Annotated in this window: 25 protein-coding genes and 2 pseudogenes; 21 read left to right on the top strand and 6 right to left on the bottom strand. The window is 71.0% G+C overall.

The window, feature by feature from the left end; genetic code table 11:
• The first annotated feature begins 106 nt into the window (after positions 1–106).
• The 4 genes from ABZ078_RS00925 to ABZ078_RS00910 are packed head-to-tail and all read left to right on the top strand — an operon-like array spanning position 107 to position 3,151.
• Complete coding sequence (locus tag ABZ078_RS00925) at positions 107–1,609, top strand: cytosine permease (protein ID WP_356570305.1); 1,503 nt, start codon at positions 107–109, stop codon at positions 1,607–1,609.
• Complete coding sequence (locus ABZ078_RS00920; RefSeq protein ID WP_356570304.1) at positions 1,606–2,154, top strand: isochorismatase family protein; 549 nt, start codon at positions 1,606–1,608, stop codon at positions 2,152–2,154. The genes ABZ078_RS00925 and ABZ078_RS00920 overlap by 4 nt, the downstream gene beginning before the upstream one ends.
• A complete protein-coding gene (locus ABZ078_RS00915; protein WP_356570303.1) occupies positions 2,151–2,891 on the top strand; it encodes a peptidase E in 741 nt (246 codons plus the stop codon). Before ABZ078_RS00920 ends, ABZ078_RS00915 begins: the two co-directional genes overlap by 4 nt.
• A gap of 50 nt (positions 2,892–2,941) precedes the next feature.
• Entirely contained in the window at positions 2,942–3,151 is a 210-nt protein-coding gene (locus ABZ078_RS00910; protein WP_356570302.1) for a hypothetical protein, read from the top strand.
• Positions 3,152–3,353: 202 nt separating this feature from the next.
• Here ABZ078_RS00910 and ABZ078_RS00905 read toward each other — a convergent pair whose 3' ends face one another.
• Positions 3,354–4,673: a phosphoribosyltransferase family protein gene (locus ABZ078_RS00905; RefSeq protein WP_356570301.1), complete on the bottom strand. Its 1,320-nt coding sequence runs from the start codon at positions 4,671–4,673 to the stop codon at positions 3,354–3,356.
• A gap of 184 nt (positions 4,674–4,857) precedes the next feature.
• Here ABZ078_RS00905 and ABZ078_RS00900 point away from each other — a divergent pair, with 184 nt between their 5' ends.
• Together ABZ078_RS00900 and ABZ078_RS00895 are read left to right on the top strand one after the other, a co-directional pair.
• On the top strand, positions 4,858–6,099 hold the full coding sequence (locus tag ABZ078_RS00900; RefSeq protein WP_356570300.1) for an acyl-CoA dehydrogenase family protein: 1,242 nt from the start codon (positions 4,858–4,860) through the stop codon (positions 6,097–6,099).
• 133 nt (positions 6,100–6,232) lie between these two features.
• The gene (locus ABZ078_RS00895) at positions 6,233–6,634 is read left to right on the top strand and encodes an SseB family protein (RefSeq protein WP_356570299.1); all 402 of its coding nucleotides are present in this window, start codon (positions 6,233–6,235) and stop codon (positions 6,632–6,634) included.
• A gap of 106 nt (positions 6,635–6,740) precedes the next feature.
• Here the strand turns inward: ABZ078_RS00895 and ABZ078_RS00890 are convergent, their stop codons facing one another.
• The 5 genes from ABZ078_RS00890 to ABZ078_RS00870 form a co-directional block, all read right to left on the bottom strand.
• A complete protein-coding gene (locus tag ABZ078_RS00890; protein ID WP_356570298.1) occupies positions 6,741–7,130 on the bottom strand; it encodes a MarR family transcriptional regulator in 390 nt (129 codons plus the stop codon).
• 199 nt (positions 7,131–7,329) lie between these two features.
• Positions 7,330–8,361, bottom strand: a complete 1,032-nt coding sequence (locus ABZ078_RS00885; protein ID WP_356570297.1) for a LacI family DNA-binding transcriptional regulator — start codon at positions 8,359–8,361, stop codon at positions 7,330–7,332.
• Complete coding sequence (locus ABZ078_RS00880) at positions 8,358–9,266, bottom strand: carbohydrate ABC transporter permease (protein WP_356570296.1); 909 nt, start codon at positions 9,264–9,266, stop codon at positions 8,358–8,360. The genes ABZ078_RS00885 and ABZ078_RS00880 overlap by 4 nt, the downstream gene beginning before the upstream one ends.
• Positions 9,263–10,186, bottom strand: a complete 924-nt coding sequence (locus ABZ078_RS00875) for a sugar ABC transporter permease (protein WP_356570295.1) — start codon at positions 10,184–10,186, stop codon at positions 9,263–9,265. Before ABZ078_RS00875 ends, ABZ078_RS00880 begins: the two co-directional genes overlap by 4 nt.
• Entirely contained in the window at positions 10,183–11,511 is a 1,329-nt protein-coding gene (locus tag ABZ078_RS00870; protein WP_356570294.1) for an extracellular solute-binding protein, read from the bottom strand. Before ABZ078_RS00870 ends, ABZ078_RS00875 begins: the two co-directional genes overlap by 4 nt.
• 183 nt (positions 11,512–11,694) lie before the next feature.
• Between ABZ078_RS00870 and ABZ078_RS00865 the strand changes: the two genes are divergently transcribed.
• From ABZ078_RS00865 to ABZ078_RS00795, 15 genes and pseudogenes are all read left to right on the top strand, one after another.
• A complete protein-coding gene (locus ABZ078_RS00865) occupies positions 11,695–13,716 on the top strand; it encodes a beta-galactosidase (RefSeq protein WP_356570293.1) in 2,022 nt (673 codons plus the stop codon).
• A gap of 136 nt (positions 13,717–13,852) precedes the next feature.
• Positions 13,853–15,421 carry an arabinogalactan endo-1,4-beta-galactosidase gene (locus ABZ078_RS00860; protein WP_356570292.1) on the top strand — a complete coding sequence of 523 codons (1,569 nt, stop codon included), beginning with the start codon at positions 13,853–13,855 and terminating at the stop codon, positions 15,419–15,421.
• Positions 15,422–15,569: 148 nt separating this feature from the next.
• A pseudogene (locus ABZ078_RS00855) lies at positions 15,570–15,835 on the top strand (TetR family transcriptional regulator); the annotation flags it as partial.
• 147 nt (positions 15,836–15,982) lie between these two features.
• A pseudogene (locus ABZ078_RS00850) lies at positions 15,983–16,243 on the top strand (NAD(P)H-binding protein); the annotation flags it as partial.
• 126 nt (positions 16,244–16,369) lie between these two features.
• Positions 16,370–16,657, top strand: coding sequence for a helix-turn-helix domain-containing protein (locus tag ABZ078_RS00845; RefSeq protein ID WP_356570291.1), 288 nt, complete (start codon positions 16,370–16,372; stop codon positions 16,655–16,657).
• Positions 16,658–16,738: 81 nt separating this feature from the next.
• Positions 16,739–17,704 carry an SMP-30/gluconolactonase/LRE family protein gene (locus tag ABZ078_RS00840; RefSeq protein ID WP_356570290.1) on the top strand — a complete coding sequence of 322 codons (966 nt, stop codon included), beginning with the start codon at positions 16,739–16,741 and terminating at the stop codon, positions 17,702–17,704.
• Positions 17,705–17,866: 162 nt separating this feature from the next.
• Positions 17,867–18,328, top strand: a complete 462-nt coding sequence (gene crcB / locus ABZ078_RS00835; protein ID WP_356570289.1) for a fluoride efflux transporter CrcB — start codon at positions 17,867–17,869, stop codon at positions 18,326–18,328.
• On the top strand, positions 18,325–18,705 hold the full coding sequence (locus ABZ078_RS00830) for a DUF190 domain-containing protein (RefSeq protein ID WP_356570288.1): 381 nt from the start codon (positions 18,325–18,327) through the stop codon (positions 18,703–18,705). The genes crcB (ABZ078_RS00835) and ABZ078_RS00830 overlap by 4 nt, the downstream gene beginning before the upstream one ends.
• A complete protein-coding gene (crcB, locus tag ABZ078_RS00825; protein WP_356570287.1) occupies positions 18,702–19,076 on the top strand; it encodes a fluoride efflux transporter CrcB in 375 nt (124 codons plus the stop codon). Before ABZ078_RS00830 ends, crcB (ABZ078_RS00825) begins: the two co-directional genes overlap by 4 nt.
• Before the next feature lie 100 nt (positions 19,077–19,176).
• Positions 19,177–20,016, top strand: a complete 840-nt coding sequence (locus tag ABZ078_RS00820) for an undecaprenyl-diphosphate phosphatase (protein ID WP_356570286.1) — start codon at positions 19,177–19,179, stop codon at positions 20,014–20,016.
• A 180-nt stretch (positions 20,017–20,196) separates the two neighbouring features.
• Positions 20,197–20,874 (top strand): FadR/GntR family transcriptional regulator, encoded by a 678-nt coding sequence (locus tag ABZ078_RS00815; protein WP_356570469.1) that lies wholly within the window; start codon positions 20,197–20,199, stop codon positions 20,872–20,874.
• Positions 20,871–22,310 carry an amino acid permease gene (locus ABZ078_RS00810; protein WP_356570285.1) on the top strand — a complete coding sequence of 480 codons (1,440 nt, stop codon included), beginning with the start codon at positions 20,871–20,873 and terminating at the stop codon, positions 22,308–22,310. Before ABZ078_RS00815 ends, ABZ078_RS00810 begins: the two co-directional genes overlap by 4 nt.
• Positions 22,311–22,360: 50 nt before the next feature.
• Positions 22,361–23,377, top strand: coding sequence for an asparaginase (locus tag ABZ078_RS00805; RefSeq protein WP_356570284.1), 1,017 nt, complete (start codon positions 22,361–22,363; stop codon positions 23,375–23,377).
• Between the two features lie 140 nt (positions 23,378–23,517).
• Entirely contained in the window at positions 23,518–24,930 is a 1,413-nt protein-coding gene (gene aspA, locus ABZ078_RS00800; RefSeq protein ID WP_356570283.1) for an aspartate ammonia-lyase, read from the top strand.
• Positions 24,931–24,975: 45 nt separating this feature from the next.
• Positions 24,976–25,917 (top strand): glutaminase, encoded by a 942-nt coding sequence (locus ABZ078_RS00795; RefSeq protein ID WP_356570282.1) that lies wholly within the window; start codon positions 24,976–24,978, stop codon positions 25,915–25,917.
• Positions 25,918–25,966 lie beyond the last annotated feature (49 nt).

Raw genomic sequence — 25,966 nt, 5'->3', positions numbered from 1 at the left:
GCGCCCCGTGGCCGCGCGGAGGTGATCCGCGCGGCCACCCTCGCGCCCGCCGGTCGCGGCTGATCCCGTCTTCCCCGGGCGGGGCGAGCGGTGCGACGATGCCGGGATGATCACATCCCCGGACCCGCTCGACGGCACATCCCCGAGCCGAAGGCTCCAGGTGGAGACCCACGGCCTCGACGTCATCGCCGACGCCGAACGCAAAGGCACTCCCCGCACGCTGTTCTGGCCCTGGTTCGGGGCCAACGTGTCGATCCTGGGCCTGAGTTACGGCGCCTTCGCGCTCGGCTTCGGGATCTCCTTCTGGCAGGCGCTGGTCGCCGGAGTCGTCGGCATCGTCTTCTCGTTCCTGCTGTGCGGCTTCGTCGCCGTGGCCGGAAAGCGCGGCTCCGCGCCGACGATGGTGCTCGGCCGCGCCGCGTACGGTGTGCGCGGCAACCGCCTGCCGTCGGTGCTCTCCTGGATCCTCACCGTCGGCTGGGAGACCGTGCTGTGCGCCCTGGCCACCATGGCCACCGCGACCGTGTTCGGCCGGCTCGGCTGGGGCGGCGGCACCGAGACCAAGGTGGTCGCCCTCGTCCTGGTCGGGGCGCTGACCGTCGTGGTCGGGGTCATGGGCTTCGATCTGATCATGCGGCTGCAGACCGTGATCACCGTGGTCACGGGCGTGCTCACCCTCATCTACGTCGCCCTGGTCGCCGACCACGTCCACTGGTCCGCCGTCAGCGCCGTACCGGCGGGCTCCGCACAGGAGTTCATCGGCGCGCTCGTCTTCATGATGACCGGCTTCGGCCTCGGCTGGGTCAACGCGGCCGCCGACTACTCCCGCTATCTGCCGCGCACCGCGTCGAGCCGGGGCGTGGTCGGCTGGACCGCCTTCGGCGCCTCACTGGCACCGCTGCTCCTGCTGGTGTTCGGACTCCTGCTGGCCGGCTGCTCCAGCAAGCTCAACGCTGCCGTCGCCGCCGACCCGATCGGCGCGCTGACCACGATCCTGCCCACCTGGTTCCTCATCCCGTTCGCCGTGGTCGCCGTCCTCGGCCTGGTCGGCGGCGCCGTCCTCGACATCTACTCGTCCGGCCTGGCCCTGCTCTCGGCGGGCCTGCGCGTGCCGCGCCCGGTGGCCGCGCTGATCGACGGCGTCCTGATGATCGTCGGCTCGATCTACATCGTGTTCGTCGCCGACGACTTCCTCGGCCCGTTCACGGGCTTCCTCACCACGCTCGGCGTCCCGATCGCCGCCTGGTGCGGCGTCATGCTCGCCGACCTGCTCCTGCGCCGCCGCGACTACGACGAGCCCGACCTCTACCGCCCGACCGGCCGCTACGGCGACGTACCGCTCACCCCGCTGCTCCTGACCCTCACGGCCACCGCCCTCGGCTGGGGCCTGGTCACCAACTCGGCGGCCGGCTGGCTGGACTGGCAGGGCTACCTGCTCGGCCCGCTGGGCCTCGGCGGCCGGTCCGGAGACTGGGCGTACGCCAACCTCGGCGTCCTGGCGGCCCTCGCGCTCGGCTTCCTCGGCACGCTGGCGCTGCGGCGCGGACGCGTCCGCGAGCAGGAGGCGCGGGCACCGGGCCGGACGGCGGACGAGGGGGCGGGCGTATGACCACCGGGTTGCTCACGGTCATCGACATGCAGCGCGTCTTCGCCGACCCCGACAGCCCCTGGGCCTCCCCGCGATTCACCGAGGCGGCGGCGGGCGTACGACGTCTGCTGCCGGCCTTCGGGAACCGGGTGACGTTCACCCGCTTCGTGGCACCCCGCACCCCGGAAGGCGCCTGGCGGGCGTACTACGAGCAGTGGCCCTTCGCCCTGCGACCTCCCGATTCCGAACTCTGGCGCCTGACCGACGAGTTCGCGGACCGCGCACGGCACGTACTGGACGCCTCCACCTTCGGCAAATGGACCCCGGAACTGGCCCGACGCGCCACCCCGGAGGGCCGCCTCGTCCTGGCGGGCGTCAGTACCGACTGCTGCGTGCTGTCGACGGCCCTCGCGGCCGCCGACGCGGGTGTCGAGGTGCTGGTCGTCGCCGACGCCTGCGCGGGGGCGGACGACGACTCGCACGCCAAGGCGTTGCACCTGCTGGACCTGTACCGCCCGCTGATCCGGGTGACGACGGTCGCCGAGCTGCTGGAGGAGACGACGTGAGCCACCCGCCTCGCCTGGCCCTCTTCGGCGGAGGTTTCTCCACCGAGGAGGACGGGCTGCTGGACGACTGGGTTCTGGGCCACGCCCGTACGCCTCGGCCCAAGGTGTGCTTCCTGCCCACCGCCAGCGGCGACGCCCCGGCCTATGTCGAGAGTTTCCTCGCCGCGTTCCGCGACCGGCCGGACTGCGAGCCCTCCGTCCTGCGTCTGTTCGGCAGGAAGCTCGACGACGACGCGCTGCGCGCCTTCGTGCTCGCTCAGGACGTCGTCTATGTGGGCGGCGGCAACACCGCGAACCTGCTCGCGGTGTGGCGCGTGCACGGCGTGGACCGGCTGTTGCGTGAGGCATACGGCCACGGAACCCTGCTGTGCGGAATCAGCGCGGGCGCCAACTGCTGGGCCGAGGGCTCGCACACCGACTCCTTCGGCCCGCTCACCTTCCTGCCGGACGGACTGGGCCTGCTGCCGGGTTCGGTGTGCCCGCACTACGACAGCGAACCCGGGCGCCGCCGTTCCTACCGGTCGGCCGTGGCGACGGGTGCCCTGCCCGCCGGCTGGGCTCTCGACGACGGCACCGGCGCCCTCTTCAGGGACGGCCGGCTCACGGAGACCGTGTCCCGGGCGCCGGGTGCTTCCGTGTACCGGGTGGTGAGGGACGGGACCGGCGAGGCCGGCGAGCAAGCGATTGCGTGCCAGGTGCTGACCCGTGGCACCGGCGCCGCGGAGGTGGGGCGCTGACCCTGAGGGCTCGCAGGCCACGGCTCCGAGATCCGAGGTCTCGGATTCGAGTGACTTCCGGGCCCCGACGGGACGGGCTGCCGGTCGGCGCGGCGGAGCGGGTCGGGTCGTCCGGGGCGGTCGTCGGGGTCGTCGGGCGGGGGTGCCCGCACACCGTCGGGCAGCGCCCCGTCCCGCGAGGGGCTGTCGTACGTCAGCAGCCCGCCGACGAAGGCCCCCGTCAGCAGGACGGCCGGCGCGGCGCCTACCCCGGTGCGTGATCAGCGGAGTGCGGTGTACGCGCCGGATGCTGCACCGGGTGGCGGAACCCGCCCCGTGCCTTTCCCCTGACGGCCGTATCCGCACCGGTATTCGAAGTCCCCGCCTCCGCCGCCCCCGCCGTGCGCGACCCGCGATGGGCGTCCGACGTGGGGAGTCGACGGCACCAGGTGCTCCACACCGTCGAGGATCGGCCGACCCGGGCTACGCGGAACGACGGGGCGTGCTCGAAGTGGGTCGGCCGAGATGGGCGGTGAACCAGTCGCGGGCCAGCTCGGCCACGGTGGTGAGGGTGCCGGGCTCCTCGAAGAGGTGGGTGGCGCCCGGGACGACGGCGATCCGGTGCTCGCAGTGCATCCGGTCGGCGGCCAGACGGTTGAGGCTGAGCACCTGGGTGTCGCGGCTGCCGACGATGAGCAGGGTCGGCGCCCGCAGACGGGTCAGCGCCGCCGGGGTGGCCAGGTCGGGACGGCCGCCGCGGGAGACGACCGAGCGGACCTCGGAACCGGACAGCGCGGCCGCCTCCAGCGCGGCGGCGGCTCCGGTACTGGCCCCGAAGTAGGCGACGGGCAGACCGGTCTCCCCGCGCAGCCACACGGACGCGGCGTGCAGGCGCCGGGCGAGCAGGAGGATGTCGAAGACGTTGTTCCGGTCGTGCGCCTCGTCGTCGGTGAGGAGGTCGAGCAGCAGGGTGGCCAGCCCCGCGCGGTTGAGGGCGGTGGCCACGTACCGGTTGCGCGGGCTGTGCCGGCCGCTTCCGCTGCCGTGCGCGAACGCCACCACCTGCGGTGCCCCGTCCGGCACGACCAGGTGGGCGCCCACCCGCGCGCCGGCGGCCGGGATCAGCACCTCGCCGTCCGACGGCGGCGCGGCGGGGGAGCGGGACGAGGACCGGGCGGCCTCCGCGAGCAGGGCCGTGACCTCGGCGTCGGAGACCTGGGCGAAGTCCCGGTACCAGGCACCCACCGAGCCGAGCATCCGGTGCGTCTGCGGACAGACGACGTCGTCGGCCACCTCCCGCAGCCGGGCGACACTGCGGGCCGCCCCGACGGGCGCGGCGAGCACGATCCGGGCCGCGCCCCGATCGCGTGCGATCCGGCAGGCCGCCTCGGCCGTCGCCCCGGTGGCGAGCCCGTCGTCCACCACGACGGCCGTACGCCCGGCGACCGGCAGCGCGGCCCGCTCCTGCCGGTAACCGCGCACCCGCCGTTCCAGCTCGGCCCGCTCCGCCGCCTCCACGGCCTCCTGCTCGGCCGAATCCAGCCCGGCCTCGCCGATCACGTCCCGGTTGAGGACGCGGACCCCGTGCTCGCCGATCGCCCCGAAGGCCCACTCCGGCTGCTCGGGAACGCCCAGCTTGCGCACCACCAGCACATCCAGCGGGGCACCGAGCAGCCGGGCCACCTCGGCGGCCACGGGCACGCCACCGCGCGGCAGCCCCAGCACCACCACGTCCCGGCCGCGCAGCTCCTGAAGCGCTTCGGCCAGCAGCCGCCCGGCCACCCTGCGGTCGTCGTAACGCATACACGCCTCCCGCGCCCACGAGGACGGGAGCCTGTCCTTCCTCTTCAGGCTACGACTGTTCGTCCGCGGCTCCCGCACTTGGCGATATCCGACCGGTCCCTCCACGGCTGTTGCCGTGTTCAATCACTCGTATCGCGTCACGCGTCACGGCACGAACGGACGGCCCCACACGTCAGGAGGCATCGTGATCGCCGCTCCCGAGCCCGGTCCGACCGAAAGCGACATCGTCGAACGCGCCGTGAACCTGCGGCCCGTGCTGCTCGAACGCCAGCCGGAGACGGAACGGCTGACGCACTACCCCAAGGACACCCACGACGACTTCCTGCGGGCCGGCTTCTACCGGATGCTCCAGCCGCGCCGGTACGGCGGCTACGAGTTCGGCCTGCCCACCTTCTACCGCGTGGTCACCGAGATCGCGCGCGGCTGCCCCTCCACCGGTTGGGCCCTGTCGCTCACCGCCGCCCACGTCCTCCAGGTCGCCTCGGTCTTCGAGGAGAAGGCGCAGGACGAGATCTTCGGCGCCGACGGCGACTTCCGTGCCGCGTCCACCGTCGCGCCCGTCGGCGTCGCCCAGCCGGACGGCGACGGCCACGTCGTCCTGGACGGCACCTGGCCGTACTCCTCGGGCGCCCCCTACTCCACCCACTACGTCGGCCAGACCCTGCGCGCCCCCGACCGGCCTGGCGGCCCGCCGGGACCCCCGGTGCTGTTCGTCGCCCCGCGCTCGGTGTGGACGGTGCTCGACGACTGGCACGGCGTCCTCGGCCTGCGCGGCAGCGGCTCCAACAGCATCCACATGGAGCGGGCCCGCATCCCCGCGTACCTCACCCGCGAGGCGAGCCTGCTCGACCTGCCCGTCGAGGGCGGCAGTGTCGGATCCGAACTGCACGGCAACTCCCTGTACGCGGGCCGGGCGCCGAGCTTCTTCCACGGTGAACTGGCCGCCGTCATGATCGGCACCGCGTACGCCGCCGCCGACGAGTACGCCCGTGCCGTCGCCGACCGCCCCCTCCTCCTCGAACCCGACCGCAGCCGGGCCGAACTGCACGACTACCAGCGGCACCTGGGCGAGGCCCTCGGCGTGATCCACACGGCCGAGGCGGCACTGCGGCGCACCGCCGAGGAATGGATGGAGACCTGCCACCGCAACGTCAGCGGGGCCGCTCCCTTCACCATGGCGCAGGACAACCGCCTCGCGCTCATGTTCCTGAACGCCGGCCGCATGACCTGGGACGTCCTGCAGGGCATCCTCTTTCGCACGGCCGGTTCCCGGCACGCGCGCGACGGCGAGCGGATGCAGCGCTACTTCCGGGACGCGGCCACGTACTGGACCCACGTCGGCCCCACCATGGCCGAGCCGCTCGCCTGCCGGGTCGGCTGCGACCGCCTGGGGCTGCCCTCCGCACACATCCCGTTGATTCCCTGAGCCCTGATCGGGCGGCCGATCCCCTGGCCAGTCATAGGAATGCTCCAGTCCGGATCGGGTACGCGAGCAGGACCGCCACCGGACGACGACGTCCCGGGCGGGCCGCACGACCGCCGCTACCAGGGGATCTGCCATGGAGACACCCGCGAACGACAACACCGCCACACCGGCCCGGCAGGCGCTGGACGCGCTCGCCGGCAACACCGAGGACAGGGCGGCGATGGAGACGCTCGCGAGCAGCGACGTCCTCGTCCCCGTGCCCGACGACGCCGGCGAGGCGGACGCCACCGACCCCGGCGCCGTGGCACTGCCGGTCATCGAGCGGCCGGGCGGTGAGCCGGTCGTCCCCGTGTTCACCTCCGAGCCCGCGATGGCCGAGCTGCTGCCGTACGTCTCCCGCTACCGCCTGGTGCCGCTGGGCGCACTCGCCTCCCAGTGGCCGGCCGACGAACTGGCCCTGACCATAGACGCCGGCTCCACACACCCGCTGACGCTGACCTCGGAGGGCGTACGGACCCTGCTGGCACGGCCGTAGCGGCACGGACGGCCGCGGCACCGAGGAACGACGCGCACGCGAAGGGGAGGAGCGGCGGCACCGAAGCCGCCGCTCCTCCCCTTCGCCGCGCCACTGCGCCTTGCCGTCAGCCGCCCAGCATCCGGGCCAGCGCGTCCCGCTGCAACGGCAGGACCTCAGCGTGCAGATCACGGCCCTTGCGGGTCAGGCTGACGAACACGCCGCGCCGGTCCTCCGCACAGACGGAACGCTCCACCAGGCCGTCCTTCTCCAGCCGGCCGATGAGCCGGGACAGCGCGCTCTGGCTGAGATGGACGCGTCCGACGAGGTTCTGCACCCGGCAGTGGTCGCCCTCCTCGGGCGCGGCGGACGCCAGGATGTCGAGTACCTCGAAGTCGCTCGCGCCCAGGCCGTGCGGGTGCAGGACACGATCGATCTCGCACATCGTGCGCGCGTGCACCGCCAGGATGTCGCGCCACTGTTCCTCGAGCCGCGCGTCGGCCGTCTTCACTGCCATACCGGCACGGTAGCACCGATCCGGACATTTGTTGACTGTGCAACTAGTGCAGGCGCTGGCTTCCAGCAGGGCCGCGTGCGTCGCCCTGATGGCGGCCACGTGCGATTCCGGACCGGTCGCGAACCGAGGGCGCGCCACCGGCCGGATCGCCGTGCGGCACGCCCCCGCCCGCTCGCCCTGCCGCGGTCCGCTCACCGCGTCACGTGGACTCGCGCTTCACCAGTTCCGTCGGCAGGATCACCGCCGCCGGGTCCTCGCCGCCGATCTGCGCGAGCAGCAACCGCACCATCTCGGCGCTGATGCGGTCGTAGGGCTGGTGGATGGTCGTGAGGGGCGGGGTGGCCTCGGTCGCCGCGGCGGAGTCGTCGAAACCGCCCACCGCCACGTCCTCGGGCACCCGGCGGCCCGCCCGGTGCAGCGCCGTCAGGGCGCCCTGTGCCATCAGGTCGGAGGCCACGAACAGGGCGTCCATGTCCGGGGCCTGGGCCAGTAGCCGCGCGGCGCCCGCCTCGCCGCTGGCCCGGCTGTAGTCGCCGGAGACGATGAGCCGCTCGTCGATCTCGACGCCCGCCTCGGTGAGCACCTCCTTGTAGCCGGCGAGGCGGTCGACGCCGCCCGGGGTGTCCAGCGGACCACTGACCACGCCGATCCGGCGGCGGCCCAGGGACAGCAGGTGGCGCACCATGTCACGGGCGCCGTCCCGGTCGTCCGCCGCCACGTAGCTCACCTTGGAGCCGAGCCCCATGGGCTTGCCGCACTGCACGAGCGGTACGCCCGCCTCGCGCAGTTCCTCGGCGACCCGGTCGCCGGAGTGGCTGGAGACCAGCAGTACCCCGTCCACGTGGCCAGCCGTGATGTACCGCGTTATGCGCCGCCGTTCGTCCTTCGTGCCCGCCAGCATCAGCAGCAGCGGGATGTCGTGCGCCGCGAGCGCCTGCGTGCAGCCGCTCAGCAGGACGTTGAAGTTGGGGTCCTCGAAGAACCTCTCCTGCGGCTCGGTCAGCAGGAAGCCGATCGAGTCCGAACGGCCCGTGATCAGCGAGCGGGCGTGCCGGTTGACGACGTAACCCGTCTTGCGGATCGCCGCGTTGACCGCCTCCTGGGCGGACGGGCTGACGTAGTGACCGCCGTTGAGCACCCGCGAGACCGTGCCCCGTGAGACTCCGGCCTCGCGGGCCACGTCGTGGATCGTCGGCGGTCTGCGCCGGCCCCCCGTGTTGCTCATGGTCATGACTTTACGGCTCCGGAGAGCAGATCCAGGCTCCAGAACCGCTGGATGACCAGGAACAGCGCCACGAGCGGGATGACCGCGAGGAACGCCCCGGTGATCACCAGCGTGTACAGCGCCGGGGTGTTGGCACCCTGTTCGAGGAGCGTGAACAGACCCAGGGTGATCGGGAACTTCTCGTCGTCGCTGAGCATGACGTACGGCAGCAGGAAGTTGTTCCAGATGGCCACGAACTGGAACAGGAACACCGTCACCATGCCGGGCACCATCATCGGCAGCGCGACCCGCGTGAAGATCCGCCACTCGCTCGCCCCGTCCATCCGCCCGGCCTCGACCACGTCCGCGGGGACGGCCGCCGCCGCGTAGATCCGCGCGAGGTAGACGCCGTACGGCGAGAGGATCTGGGGCAGCAGCACGCCGAGGTACGAGTCCGTCAGATCGGCCTTCGCCAGCAGCAGGTACTGCGGAATGGCGAGGATGACCGGCGGCATCAGCACGCCCGCGAGCAGCACGTTGAAGATCGTCTCGCGGCCGGGGAAGCGGTAGGTCGCCAGGGCGTAGCCGCTGAACGCCGACACGCCCGTCGACAGCAGCGCGCCGAGACCGGCGTAGAGGGCGGAGTTGCCCATCCACTGCCAGTACACGCCGTCCCGATAGGCGCTCAGGTCCGAGAAGTTGTCGGCGAAACCCGTGCCCGGGAGGAAGGTGAAGGTGGAGAACAACTCACTGCCGGACTTCGTCGCCGCGATCACCACCCACGCCACGGGCAGCAGGCAGTAGAGCGCGCCGAGCAGCAGCGTGATCGTGGGGAGCAGCGCGATCCGGCGCCGGAGGGGCGGACGGTCCTGGACGGTGCCCGGCGCCGAGCCGGCCGCCGTCCCGGTCTTGCTCACGGCAAGAGAACTCATCGGGCTGCCTCCTGCTTGTTGTGACGGTTCGCGGCCCGCAGGAACCCGAAGGACAGCAGCAGAGTGGCCAGGGCGATGATCGTGGCCTGCGCGGCCGCCGCGTAGATGTCACCCTTGCCGAAGGCGTCCTGGTACACCTTCATCAGCGGACTCCAGGTCGTGGACACCGAGTTGGTCAGCGGCTTGAGCGTGGTCGGCTCGTTGAACACCTGGAGCGTGGCGATGATCGAGAAGAAGAAGGTCAGCACCAGTGAGGGCGCCACCATCGGGATCTTGATCTTCAGCGCGATCTGCAGCGGCGTGGCGCCGTCCAGCTTGGCCGCCTCGTACACCTCGGCCGGGATCGCCTGCAGCGAGGTGTAGATGACGATCATGTTGAAGCCGGTGCCGCCCCAGACCGCGATGTTCGACAGGGCGAGATAGAGCGGCCCGCCGTCCAGCAGGTCCGGCTGCGGCAGGCCCAGCTTGTCGAGCACGAAGTAGAACGGGCTGACGTCGGGCAGGTACAGAAAGCCCCACAGCAGCGCGGCCACGACGCCCGGGATGGCGTACGGCAGGAAGATCGCGAGCCGGGTGAAGGGCGCGAGTCGCACCTTGTCGGAGTCGAGCATCAGCGCGAACAGCAGGGCGAGGCCCAGCATCACCGGTACGACGATGCAGCCGTAACCGAGCACGCGCAGCGCGCCGTCGACCAGCTCGCTGTCGGTGAGGGCGTCCGTGTAGTTCTCCAGGCCGGCCCAGACCTCCTTGCGGGCACCGGAACCGAGCCCCAGGCCGGAGACCTTCACCTTGTGGAAGCTGAGCCAGACCGCGTAGCCGATGGGCAGCGCGAAGAACAGGGCGAAGAGGATGGTCGCGGGGACGAGGAAGGCGTACGGGGCCCCCTTCACCCCGTACGCCTTCCGGCTCGTGCTGGTCACTCGGAGACCTCGAAGCCCTGCTTCTTGAGGTCGGTGACCGTGTCGTCCTGCATGGTCTTCAAAGCGGCGACGAAGTCCGACTTGTTCTTGGCGGCCTTGCCGAAGGCGTCCTTGAAGGTCGTGTAGGCGACGTTCACGTTCGGGCCCCAGGCCGACGGTGCCGTGGTCTCGGCGATCTCGGCGGCCTTCGTGTAGAAGTCGGGCTGGTTGGCGAAGTAGGCCGGCGGGGTGGTGAAGGCGCCACTGAGCTGGGCCGAGGTGGAGGCCGGGTAGATGCCGCTCTCCTTGGCCAGCGCGTTGAGGGCGTCGCCGTCGGTGTTCAGCCAGGCGGCGAACTTCGCGGCGGCCGCCTTGTTGTCGGAGTCCGTGGTGACGGCGGTGGAGGAGCCGCCCCAGCTGCCGGTGACGTTCTTCGAGTCCGACCACTGGGGGAGCGGGGCCATGGCCCACTTGCCCTTGGTGTCGGGCGCGGCCGTGGTCAGCGTGCCCGGCGCCCACACGGCGCTGACCCAGGCGATCTGCTTGCCGGTGTTGAGTGCCTTGTTCCAGGCCGGGGTGTACATCGGCTGGTTGTCGACGGCGCCCTCCTCGACGAGGTCGCCCCAGAACCTGGCGACCTTCTGGGAGGCGGCGTCGTCGATGCCGACCTGCCACTTGTCGCCGGAGGTCGTCCACCACTTGGCGCCGGCCTGCTGGGCGAGGCCCGCGAAGAGGCCGGAGTCATTGGCGGAGAAGGTGGTCAGGTCCTTGTCGGGGGCCTTCTTCTTCAGCGCGCGGGCGGTCTCGGCGAACTCCTCCCAGGTGGCCGGGACCTTCAGGCCGTACTGCTTGAAGAGGTCCGCGCGGTAGTAGAACATCATGGGCCCGATGTCCTGCGGGACGGCGTAGACCGCGTCGGTGCCCAGCGTGGTCTGCTGCCACACGCCCTCGGCGAACTTGCCCTTCGCGTCGCCGACTTCGCTCGCTATGTCCGCGACCGCGTCGTTGCTGACCAGCGTCGGCAGCGCCTGGTACTCGGCCTGGACCAGGTCCGGGGCCTTGCCGGCCTTGTGCGCGGTGAGGATCTTGGTGACCAGCGTGTCGCCGGACGCCTGCTTCTTCACCGTGACCGTGATCTGGTCCTTCTTGCCCGGGCCCTTGTTCCACAGGTCGACGACCTTGTCCATGCCGGGCGTCCAGGTCCAGTACGTCAGCGCGACCGGCCCGGAGGGGTCCTCGCTCGCGTCTTCGGAGCCGCAGGCGGCGAGGGCGGTGGCGCCGAGGGCGACGGCGACGCAGGTGGCTGCACTTTTGAACAAGAGCCGCCGACGCTTCGTGATGGGCATGGATCTCTCCCCTGACCTGGGTCTCCGCCTGGTGCGAAGACCTGCCATGCTTCTGTGAGCGTTCACAGTAGAGAAACATCCCGGACCCTTGTCAATGGTTGTTGCTGTGCGGTTATGTTGGGATCACACCGCCGCCGCTGTGTGTGCACGTTCCCAATTGATCGATCAACCGGGAGAGAATCCATGCCGGAGACCACCCCCAGGGGCCTCACCAGGCTCGCCTTCGGTGGGGACTACAACCCCGAGCAGTGGCCGGAAAGCGTCTGGCAGGAAGACGTCCGGCTGATGCGGGAGGCCGGCGTCACGATGGTGAGCGTCGGGATCTTCTCCTGGGCGCTGCTGGAGCCCTCACCCGGCGTGTACGACTTCGGCTGGCTGGACCGCCTCTTCGATCTGCTGCACGAGCACGGCATCCGCGTCGACCTGGGCACGCCCACCGTCTGCCCACCGGTGTGGTTCTACCGCGCCCACCCCGAGGCGCTGCCGGTGACGGCGGAGGGCGTGCGCTACGAGTTCGGCTCGCGCGCCGCGATCTGCCACAGCAACGCCGACTACCGCGCCGCCGCCGCGCGCATCACCACCGAGCTCGCCGAGCGCTACGGCGACCACCCGGCGCTGGCGATGTGGCACGTGCACAACGAGTACGGTGTGCCCGTCTCGGCCTGCTACTGCGACTCCTGCGCCGCCCACTTCCGCCGCTGGCTGGCCTCGGTGTACGGCACGGTCGACGCGGTCAACACGGCCTGGGGCACCGCCTTCTGGGGCCAGCGCTACACCGACCTGGAGCAGATCAACCCGCCGCGGGCGACACCCACGGCCGTCAACCCCTCGCAGGCGCTGGACTACAAGCGCTTCGCCGACGCCACCATGCGCGAGAACTTCGTGGCCGAACGGGACATCCTGCACCGTCTCTCGCCGGGCGTCCCCGTCACGACCAACTTCATGACGGCCCTCAGCCAGTGCGACTCGGTGGACTACTGGGCCTGGGGCCGTGAGGTCGACATCGTCACCAACGACCACTACCTGATCACCGACGGCCGCCGCACCCACGTCAACCTCGCGATGGCCGCCGACCTCACCCGCTCGGTGGCCGGCGGCGCTCCGTGGATCCTCCTGGAGCACTCCACCTCGGGCGTCAACTGGCAGCCCCGCAACCCCGCCAAGGCCCCCGGCCAGATGGCCCGCAACTCCCTCGCCCACGTCGCGCGCGGCTCCGAGGGCGCCATGTTCTTCCAGTGGCGGCAGTCCCGGCGCGGCGCCGAGAAGTTCCACTCGGCGATGCTCCCGCACGGCGGAACGGACACGCGCGTGTGGCGCGAGGTCGTCGAACTCGGCGCCTGCCTGGACTCGTTGAGCGCCGTGCGCGGCACCCGCACCCAGGCCGACGTGGCGATGCTGTGGGACTGGCACTCCTGGTGGGCGCAGAACCTCGACTGGCGGCCCAGCGAGGACCACGACCCGCGCGAGCGCGCCGACGCCTTCTACGAGGTGCTCTACGACCGTCACCTCACAGTCGACTTCGCCCACCCGGAAGCCGACTTGTCGGCCTATCCCCTTGTCGTCGTACCGGCGCTGTACCTGATGACGGAGGCGGCCGGCCGCAACCTGCGCCGGTACGTCGAGAACGGCGGCACCCTCGTCGTGTCGTACTTCTCCGGCATCGTCGACGAGCACGACGCCGTGCACGAGGGCGCCTACCCGGGCGCGCTGCGGGACGTCCTCGGCCTGACGATCGAGGAGTTCTCGCCCCTGCTCCAGGACCAGTTGGTGCGCATCACCGGCCCGGACGGCTCCGAGCTCAGCGGCGACGTGTGGAGCGAGTTCGTCGTCCCGCGCGGCGCCGAGCCCGTCTGGACGTACGCCGACGGCCTGACCGCCGGCCACCCGGCCGTCACCCGGCACCGCCTCGGCGAGGGCACCGCCTGGTACGTCTCCACCCGCCTGGGTGCCGAGGGCCTCGACGCGCTGCTGGGCTGGGCGATCGAGGACGCGCAGGTCGCGCCGCGGGCCGACCTGCCCCGCGATGTGGAGGTCGTGCGCCGCGTCGGCGAGTCCGGCAGCTACCTGTTCGCCGTCAACCACACCGCGTCGGACGCCAAGGTGCCGCTCGATGCGCACGGCACCGAGCTGCTGACCGGTGAACGCGCCGCGGGCCGCCTGGCGGTCCCCGCGGGAGCCGTCCGCGTCGTACGACTCGACGGCTGAGCCGACTCCCTCCCCTCCCCTCCCCTCCGCTCCCCTCCGCCCGCGCGTGCCACGAGCCGCGGGCGGAGGGGCTCCTCACCGCCCAGGTGAGGGACACCCCCAACCCCCACTTACGTCGAAGGGACGACGGACGACGATGTTCCATCCCAGACGCACCCTCCGAGTCCTGCTGCTGCCGCTCGCGGCGGGCCTCGCCCTCACCGCCCTGCCCGCCCAGACCGCCTCGGCGGCGAGCACGCTCACCAACGGCGGTTTCGAGTCCGGTGGCACCGGCACCGCGACACCGGCCGGCTGGTCCACGTACTCGGCCGCCGGCCAGAACTCCGCCTCGTTCACCGAGGCCGGTGGCCACGGCGGGAGCTACCGCCTGACCCACTGGGCGTCCTCCGCCTACAAGGTGGAGACCTACCAGTACCTGTCCGGGCTGACCAACGGGAACTACAAGCTCACCGCCTGGGTCCGCTCCGGCGGCGGTCAGAACTCGGCCTACATAGCGCTGAAGAACTGCGGCGGCGCCGAGCAGCGCACCGACCTCCCGGTCTCGGCGAGCGGCTGGATCCGTATCGTCGTGCCGGTCAACGTGACGAACAACCAGTGCACGATCAGCATCAACAGTGACGCGAACGCGGGCAACTGGATCAATGTCGACGACCTGACCTTCGCGTCCGGCACCTCCGGCACGTCGATCCACGGCGCCGACATCTCCTCCCTCGCCAAGAGCGAGGCCAAGGGCGGCGTCTACCGGACCGGCTCCGGCGCGACCGGCGACGCGCTCACCATCCTGAAGAACGCCGGCATGAACTACGCGCGTCTGAAGGTCTGGGTCAACCCGGCCGACGGCTACAACAACAAGACGCGCGTCCTCGCCATGGCCAAGCGCATCAAGGCCTCCGGCATGAAGCTGCTGGTCGACTTCCACTACTCGGACACGTGGGCCGACCCGGGCGCCCAGGGCAAGCCGGCCGCCTGGGCGGGGCACTCGTACAGTCAACTCAAGACCGACGTGTACAACCACACGTACGACGTGTTGAACGCGTTGAAGGCTCAAGGCACCACCGCCGACATGGTCCAGGTGGGCAATGAGATCAATGGCGGCATGCTGTGGAACGAGGGCTCCACGAACAACTGGTCGCAGCTCGCCGGCCTGCTCAACTCCGGCTACGACGCGGTCAAGGCGGTCAACTCGTCCACCACGGTCGCGCTGCACCTCGCCAAGGGCGGCGACCTGTCCGGCACCCGCTGGTGGTTCGACAGCGCGGTCGCGAACGGCGTGAAGTTCGACGCGATCGGCCTGTCGTACTACGGCTACTGGCACGGCTCGCTGTACGACTTCCAGACGACCCTGGACGACGCGGCCTCCCGCTACGGCAAGCCGGTCTTCGTCGCCGAGACGGCCTACCCGTTCCGGCTGGACAGCGAGGACTCGCACGAGGAGATCATCAACACCACCGGCGAACTGGTCGCCGGCTACCCGGCGAACACGGCCGGGCAGCGCCGCTGGATGAACGACGTCACGAGCATCGTGGAGGCCGTTCCGGGCGGCCGCGGTCTCGGTGTCTTCTACTGGGAGGCGACCTGGACGGCCGTCTCCGGCAACGGCTGGGACCCGACCGACGCCTCCTCCGGCAACGGCTGGGAGAACCAGGCCCTGTTCGGCTACGACGACAAGGCCCTGCCGTCGATGGCGTGGTTCAGCCACCGGTGACCCGGTGAGGACGCGCTTGTAACGAGGGGCCCGGCCACGCTCCGGCGGGCCGGGCTTCTCCGCGTACTGCCCACCGGGCCGCCCGGCGCGGGCCGCGCCGGGCGCTCTCGCCGTATCGTGAAAGCCAAACGGACAGCAGTCCGCTCCTGCGGAGTTGTCGCGAGCCCCCGAGGTACCGCTGAGCGTGATCGCCAAGAAGGCCGCTGTGGGCCAGGGCACGTTCTACCGCAACTTCCCAACCGTGAGGCGCTCGTCCTGGAGGTGCACCGTCACGAGGTGCGACAGCTCACCGACAGCGCGGCCGACCTGCTGAAGACGCGGGAACCCGACCAGGCGCTGCGTGAGTGGATGGACCGCCTGGCGCGTTTCGCGATGGCCAAATCCGACCTGGCCGAGGCGCTGCGGCAGGCCACCCTACGGCCTGCGCGCCGACGCGCCCGTGCGGCGGTGAACGAGGCGCGAGGCGCATCATTGCTGACCGGACAGCTGTCCGCTTAGCCGTTCCCGCCGGTCCCCGAACCGGTTCGCCGGCACGGCCGGACCGCCACCGCGCTCGGCGCGGGCAACTCCGTGCGTGCGGGCGGTCTCTTCACCCGGTCCGCGGCGGCCGTGCTCGACGCGGCCGAGGCGGCGGGCGTCTCCCGCCTGGTCTGGCTGTCGTCGTTCGGTGTCGGCCACACCCTCCCGTGGTCGAGCGCCACTCAGAAGGCGGTCTACCGAACGCTGCTGCGCTCGCTCTGCCGCGCCGACGTCGCCGCCTTCATGCACCGGGCGGCACACGACGACGAGTGGATACACCGCAGTCCCGTGATCAGCGGCTGACGACCGCGCGGGGCAGGGTGAGTGGGTTCGGTATCGGACAAGCCGTGTGAAGTCCGTACGCCGGAGCCCGGACTGCGGGAGAGTGGGAAGACGCGGCACGAGGAGCCCTGATCGGAAGGGGGCTGCATGCTGAGGACTCCCGTCAGTGAACGGCGACTGGACATCCTGGAGTGGCTGAAGGATCCGGTCGCGCACTTCCCGTCGCAGCGCCACGGCGTTCTGACCGACGACGGCGTCACCGCGCACGCCGTGGCCGCGAAGCTCGGCGTGCCGCGCAAGGTCGCCGAGACCCACCTCGGCCTGCTCGTGGCCGTCGGCCTGCTGCGCACGAAGCGGATCCGCCGACGCCTGTACTACCGACGTGACGAGGTGCGGATCGCCGAGGTGGCCCGCATGTTCGAGAAGGGCTGGTAGAACGGGCGGGAACAGCTTTCGGGAACGGCGAGTGGGGAGTCGAGGGCCTTGGCGGACGACCGCGGCACAGGGCAGGCGCACATGGATCGACCCACCGCTCTCGTCCCACGCCGCTACGTCACGATCGGCGGCCGGGGCCCGGAGGATGTCGTGGCCGACGCCCACGGCCGTGTCCTGACCGGCGTCGAGGACGGCCGTATCCTGCGCATCGACGGCCTGGCGGAGCCGACCGAGGCTGCCCGCGTCGAGGTGCTCGCCGACACCGGCGGCCGACCCCTCGGCCTCGAACTCCTCCCGGACGACGGCCTGGTGGTGTGCGACGCCGAACACGGACTGCTCCGCGTCGACCTCGCCGACGGCACCGTCCGCATCCTCGCCGACTCGGTGGCGGGGGAGAGGCTGCGGTTCTGCAGCAACGTCGTCGCCCTGCCCGACGGCAGCGTCTGCTTCACCGTCAGCAGCCGCCGCCACCCGCTGGAGCACTGGATCGGCGACCTCGTCGAACACACGGCGACCGGCCGGCTCCTGAGGCTCGCCCCCGGCAGCGAGACCCCCGAAGTCCTCCTGGACGGACTCCAGTTCGCCAACGGCCTCGCCCTGAGCGCCGACGGCTCCTTCCTGATCGTCGCCGAGACGAGCGCGTACCGCCTCACCCGCTACTGGCTCACCGGACCGCGGACCGGACACGGCGAGCCGTTCGTCGAGAACCTGCCGGGCATGCCGGACAACCTCTGGCGCGGCACGCCGGACGGCCCGACATGGGTCGCGCTGGCCGGCCCGCGCGTCCCCCCGCTGGACCTCCTGCACCGCACCGCCCCGGCCGTACGCCGCGCCGCCGCACGCGTCGCCGTGCGCGCCCCCTTCCGGCCGACCGGCACGATCGGCGTGCTCGCGGTCGACGACACCGGGACGGTCGTCCACCACCTGGCCCGCCGCCACTCCCGGTTCCGCATGGTCACCAGCGTCTGCGAGAGCGGCGGCCGGCTGATCCTCGGGAGCATGTGGGAGCGGGGCGTGGCGGTCTGTGAGCCGCCGGTCCCGAGGTGACCCGCCGACGCCCGCGGAGTTAGGCTTTCAGCGGCCGCGATCGTCCTCGCGGCGCGGCGGTGGGGCCCGCCGTACCCGAACCGCGGTGCACACACCGCCAACGGTCCCTACTTGCGATCCGCGCCCGTGCGTCCGGGCCCGGCGAGTAGGAGAGGTACGACCATGACAGCCCCGAAGACCGAGAACCCGCGCGCCGCCGCGCCCACCCCACGGCGGCCCGACCGGCGGGCGCAGGCCCCGGTCGTCGCGGTGGTCGCGCTCGGCGGAGCCATCGGCGCCACCGCCCGCTACGCGGCCGCGCTCTGGTGGCCGGCCCAGCCGGGCGGCTTCCCCTGGGCGACCTTCTGGACCAATGTCGTCGGCTGCGCCGTGATCGGCGTGTTCATGGTGCTCATCACCGAGGTGTGGGCCGCCCACCGCCTCGTCCGGCCCTTCTTCGGCACCGGAGTGCTCGGCGGCTTCACCACCTTCTCCACGTACGCCGTCGACATCCAGAAGCTGGTGGACGACGGCCACCCCCGCACCGGCCTGGCCTACCTCGCCGCCACCCTGACAGCGGCGCTGACAGCGGTCTGGCTGGCGAGCGCCGCCACCCGCCGCTTCCTCGGACGGAGGCAACCATGACCAGGCTGACCGGCAGAGCCCTGCGCGTGACCGTCTTCGTCGGCGAACACGACACCTGGCACCACAAGCCCCTCTACTCGGAGATCGTGCACCGCGCCCACGCGGCCGGCCTCGCGGGCGCCAGCGTCTTCCGCGGCGTCGAAGGCTTCGGCGCCTCCTCGCTGGTCCACACCTCGCGGCTGCTGTCGCTGAGCGAGGACCTGCCGGTCGCGATCGTGATCGTCGACACGGAGGAGCGCGTACGCGCCTTCCTGCCCCAGCTCGACGAACTCGTCACCGAAGGACTCGTGACCCTCGACCACTGCGAGGTCATCCGGTACCTCGGCCGCGACGACACACCGCCCGAATCGGACCTGAAGGGTAAGAAGTCGACGTGAACTGGCTCCTGGTGATCGCGGGCGCCGTGATCGGCGCCCCCCTGCGGTATCTCACCGACCGAGCGGTGCAGTCCCGGCACGACTCGGTCTTCCCCTGGGGCACCTTCGCGGTCAACGTCAGCGGCTGCCTGATCCTCGGGCTGCTCACCGGCGCGGCGTCCGCCGGAGCCGCGAGTTCCCACCTCCAGCTGCTGCTCGGCACCGGGCTGTGCGGGGCCCTGACCACGTACTCGACCTTCTCCTACGAGACCCTGCGGCTGACCGGGACGGGAGCGGGGCTCTACGCCGTCGCCAACATCGTGGGCAGCGTCACCGCCGGCCTCGGCGCGGCGTTCCTGGGCGTGTCGATGGCCCAGGCGGTGTGGTCGTAGGCCACCTGGCCACCCGACCACGCGTCGTACGCCACGGATCCACACCCGGGCCTGGTAGGACGGTGCGCGCCACTGCCCGCCGAGCCCGGAACGGGATCCCATGAGCGTCATCAGCGTCGGTCAGGCCGTCGTCCTCGGAGCCGTCGAGGGGGTGACCGAGTTCCTGCCCGTCTCCTCGACCGGCCATCTGAAGATCGCCGAGGGGCTCATGGGCATCCCCGTCGACGACGACGCGGTCGTCGGGTTCTCGGCCGTCATCCAGGTCGGCGCGATCGCCGCCGTGCTCGTGTACTTCTTCAAGGACATCGTGCGGATCGTCTCCGCGTGGCTGCGCGGGTTGCGGGACAAGGAGGAGCGGTACCACCACGACTACAAGTTCGCCTGGTGGGTGATCTGCGCGACGATCCCGATCGTCGTCGTCGGCCTGGCCGCCAAGCCGCTCATCCAGGGGCCGCTCGCCTCCCTCTGGGTGGTCGCCGGGTCGCTGATCGTCGGCAGCGGCGTGATGTGGGCGGCCGATCAGATGGGACGGCACAAGCGCGGGGAGGGCGACACCTCCTTCAAGGACGCCATGCTCGTCGGCAGCTCCCAGATCCTCGCCCTGCTCTTCCCGGGCTTCTCGCGCTCCGGCGCCACGATGTCCACGGCGCTCATGCTCGACCTGGACCGGGTCGCCGCCACCCGCCTGTCCTTCTTCCTCGGCATCCCCGCGCTCACCGGCGCCGGCCTGTACGAGCTGAAGGACGCCCTGGGCACGACGGGCACGGCAGCGCTGCCGCTGGCCGTCGGTACCGCCGTCTCCTTCGTCGTCGCCTACGCCTCCATCGCCTGGCTGCTCAGGTTCGTCGCCAAGCACTCCTTCAACGCCTTCGTGATCTACCGGATCGTCGTCGGGGTGCTGCTGTTCGGTCTGTTGGGCGCGGGCGTGGTCAACGGTTGAGCGGGACGGGTGGGACGTAGTGCTTCACCAGCCCGGCGCAAGTCCCGCTTCGCGCGTCACACCCGGTGGATCTTTCCTTTCGGCTCCCCTTGACACCACCCACGGCCCACCCGGAGTATCTCTCCCGTGAACCTGTCAGACAGCCGGACAGCCGGACAGCTCCCGCGGCGCGTCAGTGCCATGGAAGCGGTGCTGGCGCACCTCCGCGGCGCCATCGAACGCGGCGACTACGCCATCGGCGACAAGCTTCCCTCCGAGGCGGAGCTCTGCCGCACTCTGGAGATCAGCCGCCCCGTCCTGCGTGAGGCCCTGCGGGCCCTGCAGACCATGGGCCTGACGGTCTCCAAGACCGGCAAGGGCACCTTCGTCGTCGCCAACGCCGTCGAGGACCCCACCTTCGGCGACTACGCGGCCAGCGACCTGCTGGAAGTGCGCCGCCACGTCGAGATCCCGGTCGCCGGATACGCGGCCCTGCGCCGCACCCCGGAGAACCTCGACCACCTGGCTCACCTGCTCGACCGCATGGAGCGGGAGACGGACACCACCGCGTGGGTCGCGATGGACACCCTCTTCCACCTGGCCGTGGCCGAGGCCGCCCAGAACCCGGTCTTCCGCCGGGTCATCGAGGAGATCCGTGACGCGCTGGCGCGTCAGTCGGCGTTCCTCAACGAGCTGGGCGGCCGCCGCGAGCAGTCCAACCGCGAGCACCGGGCCATCGTCGAGGCGCTGATCGACGGTTCCGAGATCGACGCGACCGAGGCCATGGCCCACCATCTCGACCGCGTCGAGACGACCCTCACCGACATCGTGCGTCCCGCGCGCACGGACACCCCCACGGAAGGCGGAACCGAGGCGTGAGCGAGCAGTCCCTGCACGAAGGTGTGCAGAAACGTTCCGGCCATGTCGACGCCGGAGACGAGGGCTACAGCAAGTCCCTGAAGTCCCGGCACGTCAACATGATCGCCATCGGCGGTGCCATCGGCACCGGCCTGTTCCTCGGAGCGGGCGGCCGTCTCGCCGACGCCGGCCCGTCCCTGTTCATCGCCTACGCGGTCTGCGGCGTCTTCGCCTTCCTCGTCGTACGTGCCCTCGGTGAACTCGTCCTGTACCGGCCCTCCTCCGGCGCCTTCGTGTCCTACGCCCGCGAGTTCATGGGCGAGAAGGGCGCGTACACCGCGGGCTGGATGTACTTCCTCAACTGGGCGACCACCGGCATCGCGGACATCACCGCCGTGGCCACGTACACCCACTACTGGGGCATGTTCTCCGACATCCCGCAGTGGGTGCTCGCGCTGATCGCCCTGGCCGTCGTCCTCACCGTGAACCTGATCTCGGTGAAGATCTTCGGCGAACTGGAGTTCTGGTTCGCCATCATCAAGGTCGGCGCGCTCGTCGTCTTCATGTGCATCGGCATCTTCCTGCTGGTCACCCAGCAGCCGGTGGACGGCCACACCCCCGGCCCGTCCCTCATCACCGACAACGGCGGCGTCTTCCCCAACGGCCTGCTGCCGATGCTGCTGATCGTCCAGGGCGTCGTCTTCGCCTACGCCTCCGTCGAGCTGGTCGGCGTCGCGGCCGGTGAGACCGAGAACCCCGAGAAGATCATGCCGAAGGCGATCAACTCGATCATGTGGCGCGTCGGCCTCTTCTACGTCGGCTCGGTCGTCCTGCTCTCGATGCTGCTGCCCTGGTCCTCGTACAAGGCGGGCGAGAGCCCCTTCGTCACGGTGCTGTCCAACATCGGCATCCCGGCGGCCGGCGGCATCATGAACCTCGTCGTGCTCACCGCGGCGATGTCCTCGCTCAACTCCGGCCTGTACTCCACCGGCCGCATCCTGCGCTCCATGGCGATGTCCGGCTCCGCCCCGAAGTTCACCTCCGTGATGAGCCGCAGCAAGGTCCCCTACGGCGGCATCCTGCTCACCAGCGGCTTCTGCGTCCTCGGCGTCGGCCTCAACTTCGTCGTCCCCGCCGAGGCGTTCGAGATCGTGCTGAACTTCGCCGCGATCGGCATCCTCGCCACCTGGGGCATGATCATGATCTGTCACCTGATCTTCTGGCAGAAGACCCAGAAGGGCGAGCTCACCCGCCCCGGCTACCGACTGCCGGGCTCCCCCTGGACCGAACTCGTGACGCTGGCCTTCCTCGCCTCCGTCCTGGTCCTCATGTACGCCGACGGAGGCGCCGGCCGCACCACCGTGCTGTGCCTGCCGCTGATCGTCGCAGCGCTGGTCGCGGGCTGGTACGGCATCCGAAGCCGGGCCGCGCGCACCTCCACCAAGGCCGACGCGTGAGATCCGTGTCGGTCGACGCCCCCTCATCGACCCACCACAACCAGGCAGTGATGTACAGCAGCTCCCCAGCGGACGCACCCCTTGTCCGCGAACCCCTCCACGTCCCCGTCGCCCACCTCATACGCGGCGGAATGATCGAAGGCATCCACTACGGCTCCGTCGTCGTCCTCGGCGCCGACGGTGACGTCCGGTTCCAGCTCGGCGACATCGAGGCCGCCTTCTACCCGCGCTCGGCGCTCAAGCCCGTCCAGGCCGTCGCCATGGCGCGCGCCGGGCTGCCGCTCGACGGCGAGCTGCTCTCACTCACGGCGGCCAGCCACTCCGGCGAGGAACGCCACCTCGCCGGCACCCGGCGCATCCTCGAACTCGCCGGGCTCACCGAGGACCACCTGCGCAACGTCCCCGACCTGCCGTTCGACCCGGTCGTGCGGGACGTCTGGGTCCGGGAAGGCCGAGCGCCCTCCCGGCTCGCCCAGAACTGCTCCGGCAAGCACGCGGCCATGCTGTACACCTGCCGGCTCAACGGCTGGTCCCTGGAGGGCTACCTCGACCCCGAGCACCCCCTTCAGCAGGCGATCGCCGAGATCGTCGAGGACCTCACGGGGCAGCGGATCGCCCAGGCCACCGTCGACGGGTGTGGGGCGCCGTTGTTCTCCGTCTCGCTGCACGGTCTTGCCCGCGCGGCCGCTCGTATCACCACGGCGGCGCCGGGTACGCCCGAGGCGCGGGTCGCGGATGCGATGCGGGAGCATGCGGAGATGGCCTCCGGCGCCGGGCGGGATGTGGCGGCGCTGATGCGGGCCGTGCCGGGGCTGCTGGCCAAGGACGGGTTCGAGGGCGTGCAGGTCGCAGCGTTGCCCGATGGCCGGGCCGTTGCCGTGAAGATCGCTGACGGGGCCGATCGGGCGCGGGTGCCGGTGGCCGCGGCGGCGCTGGCGTGGGCCGGGGTCGATCCGGAGCTGCTCACCGAGTTCCAGGGTGAGGCGCTTCTCGGGGGCGGGCGGGAGGTCGGGTGTGTGCGGCCCGTCCGTTCGCTGGAGCCGGTCGCCGTTCCGGCTTGCGCCTAAGGATGTGCCGGCTTTGCGCCTGAGGATGTGCCGGATTTCTTGTTGGGCGACTGCTGGCCGTTTTGTGGCCGATCGCGCAGTTCCCCGCGCCCTATAGGGGCGCTTACCCTCAACTTCTTTGAAAGAGGAACCGTTCCCTCATGACTGTCGTCGTCACCCGTAGCGAACACGATCTGCTCGGCGACCGTGACATCCCTGCCGAGGCGTACTGGGGTGTGCACACGCTGCGTGCCACGGAGAACTTCCCGATCACCGGCACCCCGATCTCCGCCTACCCGCACCTCATCGATGCCCTCGCCGCCGTCAAGGAGGCAGCCGCCCTCGCCAACGAGGAACTCGGGCTGCTGGAGCCGGAGAAGGCCGCCGCGATCGTCGCCGCCTGCCGTGAGATCCGCTCCGGCAAGCTGCACGACCAGTTCGTCGTCGACGTCATCCAGGGCGGCGCCGGCACCTCGACCAACATGAACGCCAACGAGGTCGTGGCGAACCGGGCGTTGGAGCTGCTGGGCCACGAAAAGGGGCAGTACCGGTACCTGCACCCCAACGAGGACGTCAACCTCGGCCAGTCGACCAATGACGTCTACCCGACCGCGGTCAAGATCGCGACGGTGTTCGCGGTGCGCGGGTTGCTCAAGGCGATGTCTGTACTGCAGGACGCCTTCGCCCGCAAGGCCGTCGAGTTCCGCGACGTGCTCAAGATGGGCCGTACACAGTTGCAGGACGCGGTGCCGATGACGCTCGGTCAAGAGTTCTCGGCGTACGCGGTCATGATTGACGAGGACCGGTCCCGTCTTGCCGAGGCCGTCGAGTTGATCCATGAGATCAACCTGGGCGCCACGGCCATCGGCACCGGCCTCAACGCTCCCGCCGGATACGCCGAGTCGGCCCGCCGTCACCTCGCCGAGATCACCGGGCTGCCGCTGGTCACCGCCGCCAACCTCGTCGAGGCCACGCAGGACTGCGGGGCGTTCGTGCAGATGTCCGGCGTGCTCAAGCGCATCGCCGTCAAGCTGTCCAAGAGCTGCAACGACCTGCGCCTGCTGTCCTCCGGGCCGCGCGCTGGGCTCGGCGAGATCAACCTGCCGCCGGTACAGGCGGGCTCGTCGATCATGCCGGGCAAGGTCAACCCGGTGATCCCGGAGGTCGTCAACCAGGTCGCCTTCGAGGTGATCGGCAACGACGTGGCCATCACCATGGCCGCCGAGGCCGGACAGCTCCAGCTCAACGCCTTCGAGCCGATCATCCTGCACTCCCTGTCGGAGTCGGTCACCCACCTGCGGGCGGCCTGCCTGACCCTCGCCGAGCGCTGCGTGGACGGCATCACCGCCAACACCGAGGCGCTGCGCAGGACCGTGGAGAACTCCATCGGCCTGGTCACCGCCCTGAACCCGCACATCGGGTACACGGCCGCGACCGACATCGCCAAGGAGGCCCTCGTCAGCGGCCGGGGCGTGGCCGAACTCGTCCTGGAGAAGGGCCTGTTGCCGGCCGAGACCCTGGCCGACCTGCTGCGGCCGGAGGTCGTCGCGGGCAGCGGCCAGGCCCTGGCCTGACCTGCCCGTCCCACGGATGCGCGCCGGGACCGGCACGGAGGCACAATGGTGATCATGGCAGCGTCGACGTCGTCACTGACCTTCCAGCCGATCCTGGAGCGCATCGCGGAGGAGATCGGGCGGACTCCCGGCCGCGGCCGGCCCGCCGACTACATCCCGGCCCTCGCGGCCCGCGACCCGCGCCGCTTCGGCATGGCCGTCGCGGAACTCGACGGCACGGTGTACGGCGTGGGGGACTGGCGCGAGCCGTTCTCCACACAGTCCATCACCAAGGTCTTCACCCTCGCGCTCGACCTGGCCCGGGAGGGCGACGAGCTGTGGGAGCACGTGGGCCGCGAACCCTCCGGCAACCCCTTCAACTCCCTGATCCAGCTGGAATACGAGAACGGCATCCCGCGCAACCCGTTCATCAACGCGGGCGCGCTCGTCGTCACCGACCGCCTCCAGACCCGTACCGGCGACGCCGCGGGCGAACTGCTGGCCTTCCTGCGCGCCGAGAGCGGCAACCCGACCCTGGACTTCGACAAGGACGTCGCCGCCTCCGAGTCCGCGCACGGCGACCGCAACGCCGCCCTCGCCCATTTCATGGCGTCCTACGGCAACATCGACAACCCCGTGCCCGCCCTCCTGGACCAGTACTTCCGCCAGTGCTCCCTCACGGCGTCCTGCGCCGACCTCGCCCTGGCCACCACCTTCCTGGCCCGCCACGGCGTCCGCGCCGACGGCACCCGGCTGCTCTCCCGCAGCCAGGCCAAGCAGATCAACGCGATCATGCTGACCTGCGGCACGTACGACGCGGCGGGCGACTTCGCCTACCGGGTCGGCCTGCCCGGCAAGAGCGGCGTCGGCGGCGGGATCATCGCCGTCGTACCGGGGCGCTGCACACTGTGCGTGTGGAGCCCCGGCCTGGACGAGCGCGGCAACTCGGTGGCCGGCGTGGCGGCCCTCGACCGCTTCACGACGCTCACCGGCCTGTCGGTCTTCTGACGCTCCGCCCCCGTGATGCGGGTGCGCCTGGCCGTAATGCGGTTGAGGA

Source organism: Streptomyces sp. NPDC006385, from assembly GCF_040612485.1.
GTDB lineage: Bacteria > Actinomycetota > Actinomycetes > Streptomycetales > Streptomycetaceae > Streptomyces.
This window is presented reverse-complemented; position numbering and strand designations above follow the sequence as displayed.

What these genes read in the sequence shown, in the direction of transcription:
- ABZ078_RS00905 (WP_356570301.1), bottom strand. Translation starts at nt 4,673, where the DNA reads ATGCGTTACGACGACCGCAGGGTGGCCGGGCGGCTGCTGGCCGAAGCG.
- ABZ078_RS00830 (WP_356570288.1), top strand. Translation starts at nt 18,325, where the DNA reads ATGACCAGGCTGACCGGCAGAGCCCTGCGCGTGACCGTCTTCGTCGGC.
- ABZ078_RS00880 (WP_356570296.1), bottom strand. Translation starts at nt 9,266, where the DNA reads ATGAGTTCTCTTGCCGTGAGCAAGACCGGGACGGCGGCCGGCTCGGCG.
- ABZ078_RS00870 (WP_356570294.1), bottom strand. Translation starts at nt 11,511, where the DNA reads ATGCCCATCACGAAGCGTCGGCGGCTCTTGTTCAAAAGTGCAGCCACC.
- ABZ078_RS00920 (WP_356570304.1), top strand. Translation starts at nt 1,606, where the DNA reads ATGACCACCGGGTTGCTCACGGTCATCGACATGCAGCGCGTCTTCGCC.
- ABZ078_RS00840 (WP_356570290.1), top strand. Translation starts at nt 16,739, where the DNA reads ATGGATCGACCCACCGCTCTCGTCCCACGCCGCTACGTCACGATCGGC.
- ABZ078_RS00890 (WP_356570298.1), bottom strand. Translation starts at nt 7,130, where the DNA reads ATGGCAGTGAAGACGGCCGACGCGCGGCTCGAGGAACAGTGGCGCGAC.
- ABZ078_RS00845 (WP_356570291.1), top strand. Translation starts at nt 16,370, where the DNA reads ATGCTGAGGACTCCCGTCAGTGAACGGCGACTGGACATCCTGGAGTGG.
- ABZ078_RS00815 (WP_356570469.1), top strand. Translation starts at nt 20,197, where the DNA reads ATGGAAGCGGTGCTGGCGCACCTCCGCGGCGCCATCGAACGCGGCGAC.
- ABZ078_RS00795 (WP_356570282.1), top strand. Translation starts at nt 24,976, where the DNA reads ATGGTGATCATGGCAGCGTCGACGTCGTCACTGACCTTCCAGCCGATC.
- ABZ078_RS00885 (WP_356570297.1), bottom strand. Translation starts at nt 8,361, where the DNA reads ATGACCATGAGCAACACGGGGGGCCGGCGCAGACCGCCGACGATCCAC.
- aspA (WP_356570283.1), top strand. Translation starts at nt 23,518, where the DNA reads ATGACTGTCGTCGTCACCCGTAGCGAACACGATCTGCTCGGCGACCGT.
- ABZ078_RS00865 (WP_356570293.1), top strand. Translation starts at nt 11,695, where the DNA reads ATGCCGGAGACCACCCCCAGGGGCCTCACCAGGCTCGCCTTCGGTGGG.
- ABZ078_RS00805 (WP_356570284.1), top strand. Translation starts at nt 22,361, where the DNA reads ATGTACAGCAGCTCCCCAGCGGACGCACCCCTTGTCCGCGAACCCCTC.
- crcB (WP_356570289.1), top strand. Translation starts at nt 17,867, where the DNA reads ATGACAGCCCCGAAGACCGAGAACCCGCGCGCCGCCGCGCCCACCCCA.
- ABZ078_RS00820 (WP_356570286.1), top strand. Translation starts at nt 19,177, where the DNA reads ATGAGCGTCATCAGCGTCGGTCAGGCCGTCGTCCTCGGAGCCGTCGAG.
- ABZ078_RS00925 (WP_356570305.1), top strand. Translation starts at nt 107, where the DNA reads ATGATCACATCCCCGGACCCGCTCGACGGCACATCCCCGAGCCGAAGG.
- ABZ078_RS00895 (WP_356570299.1), top strand. Translation starts at nt 6,233, where the DNA reads ATGGAGACACCCGCGAACGACAACACCGCCACACCGGCCCGGCAGGCG.
- ABZ078_RS00860 (WP_356570292.1), top strand. Translation starts at nt 13,853, where the DNA reads ATGTTCCATCCCAGACGCACCCTCCGAGTCCTGCTGCTGCCGCTCGCG.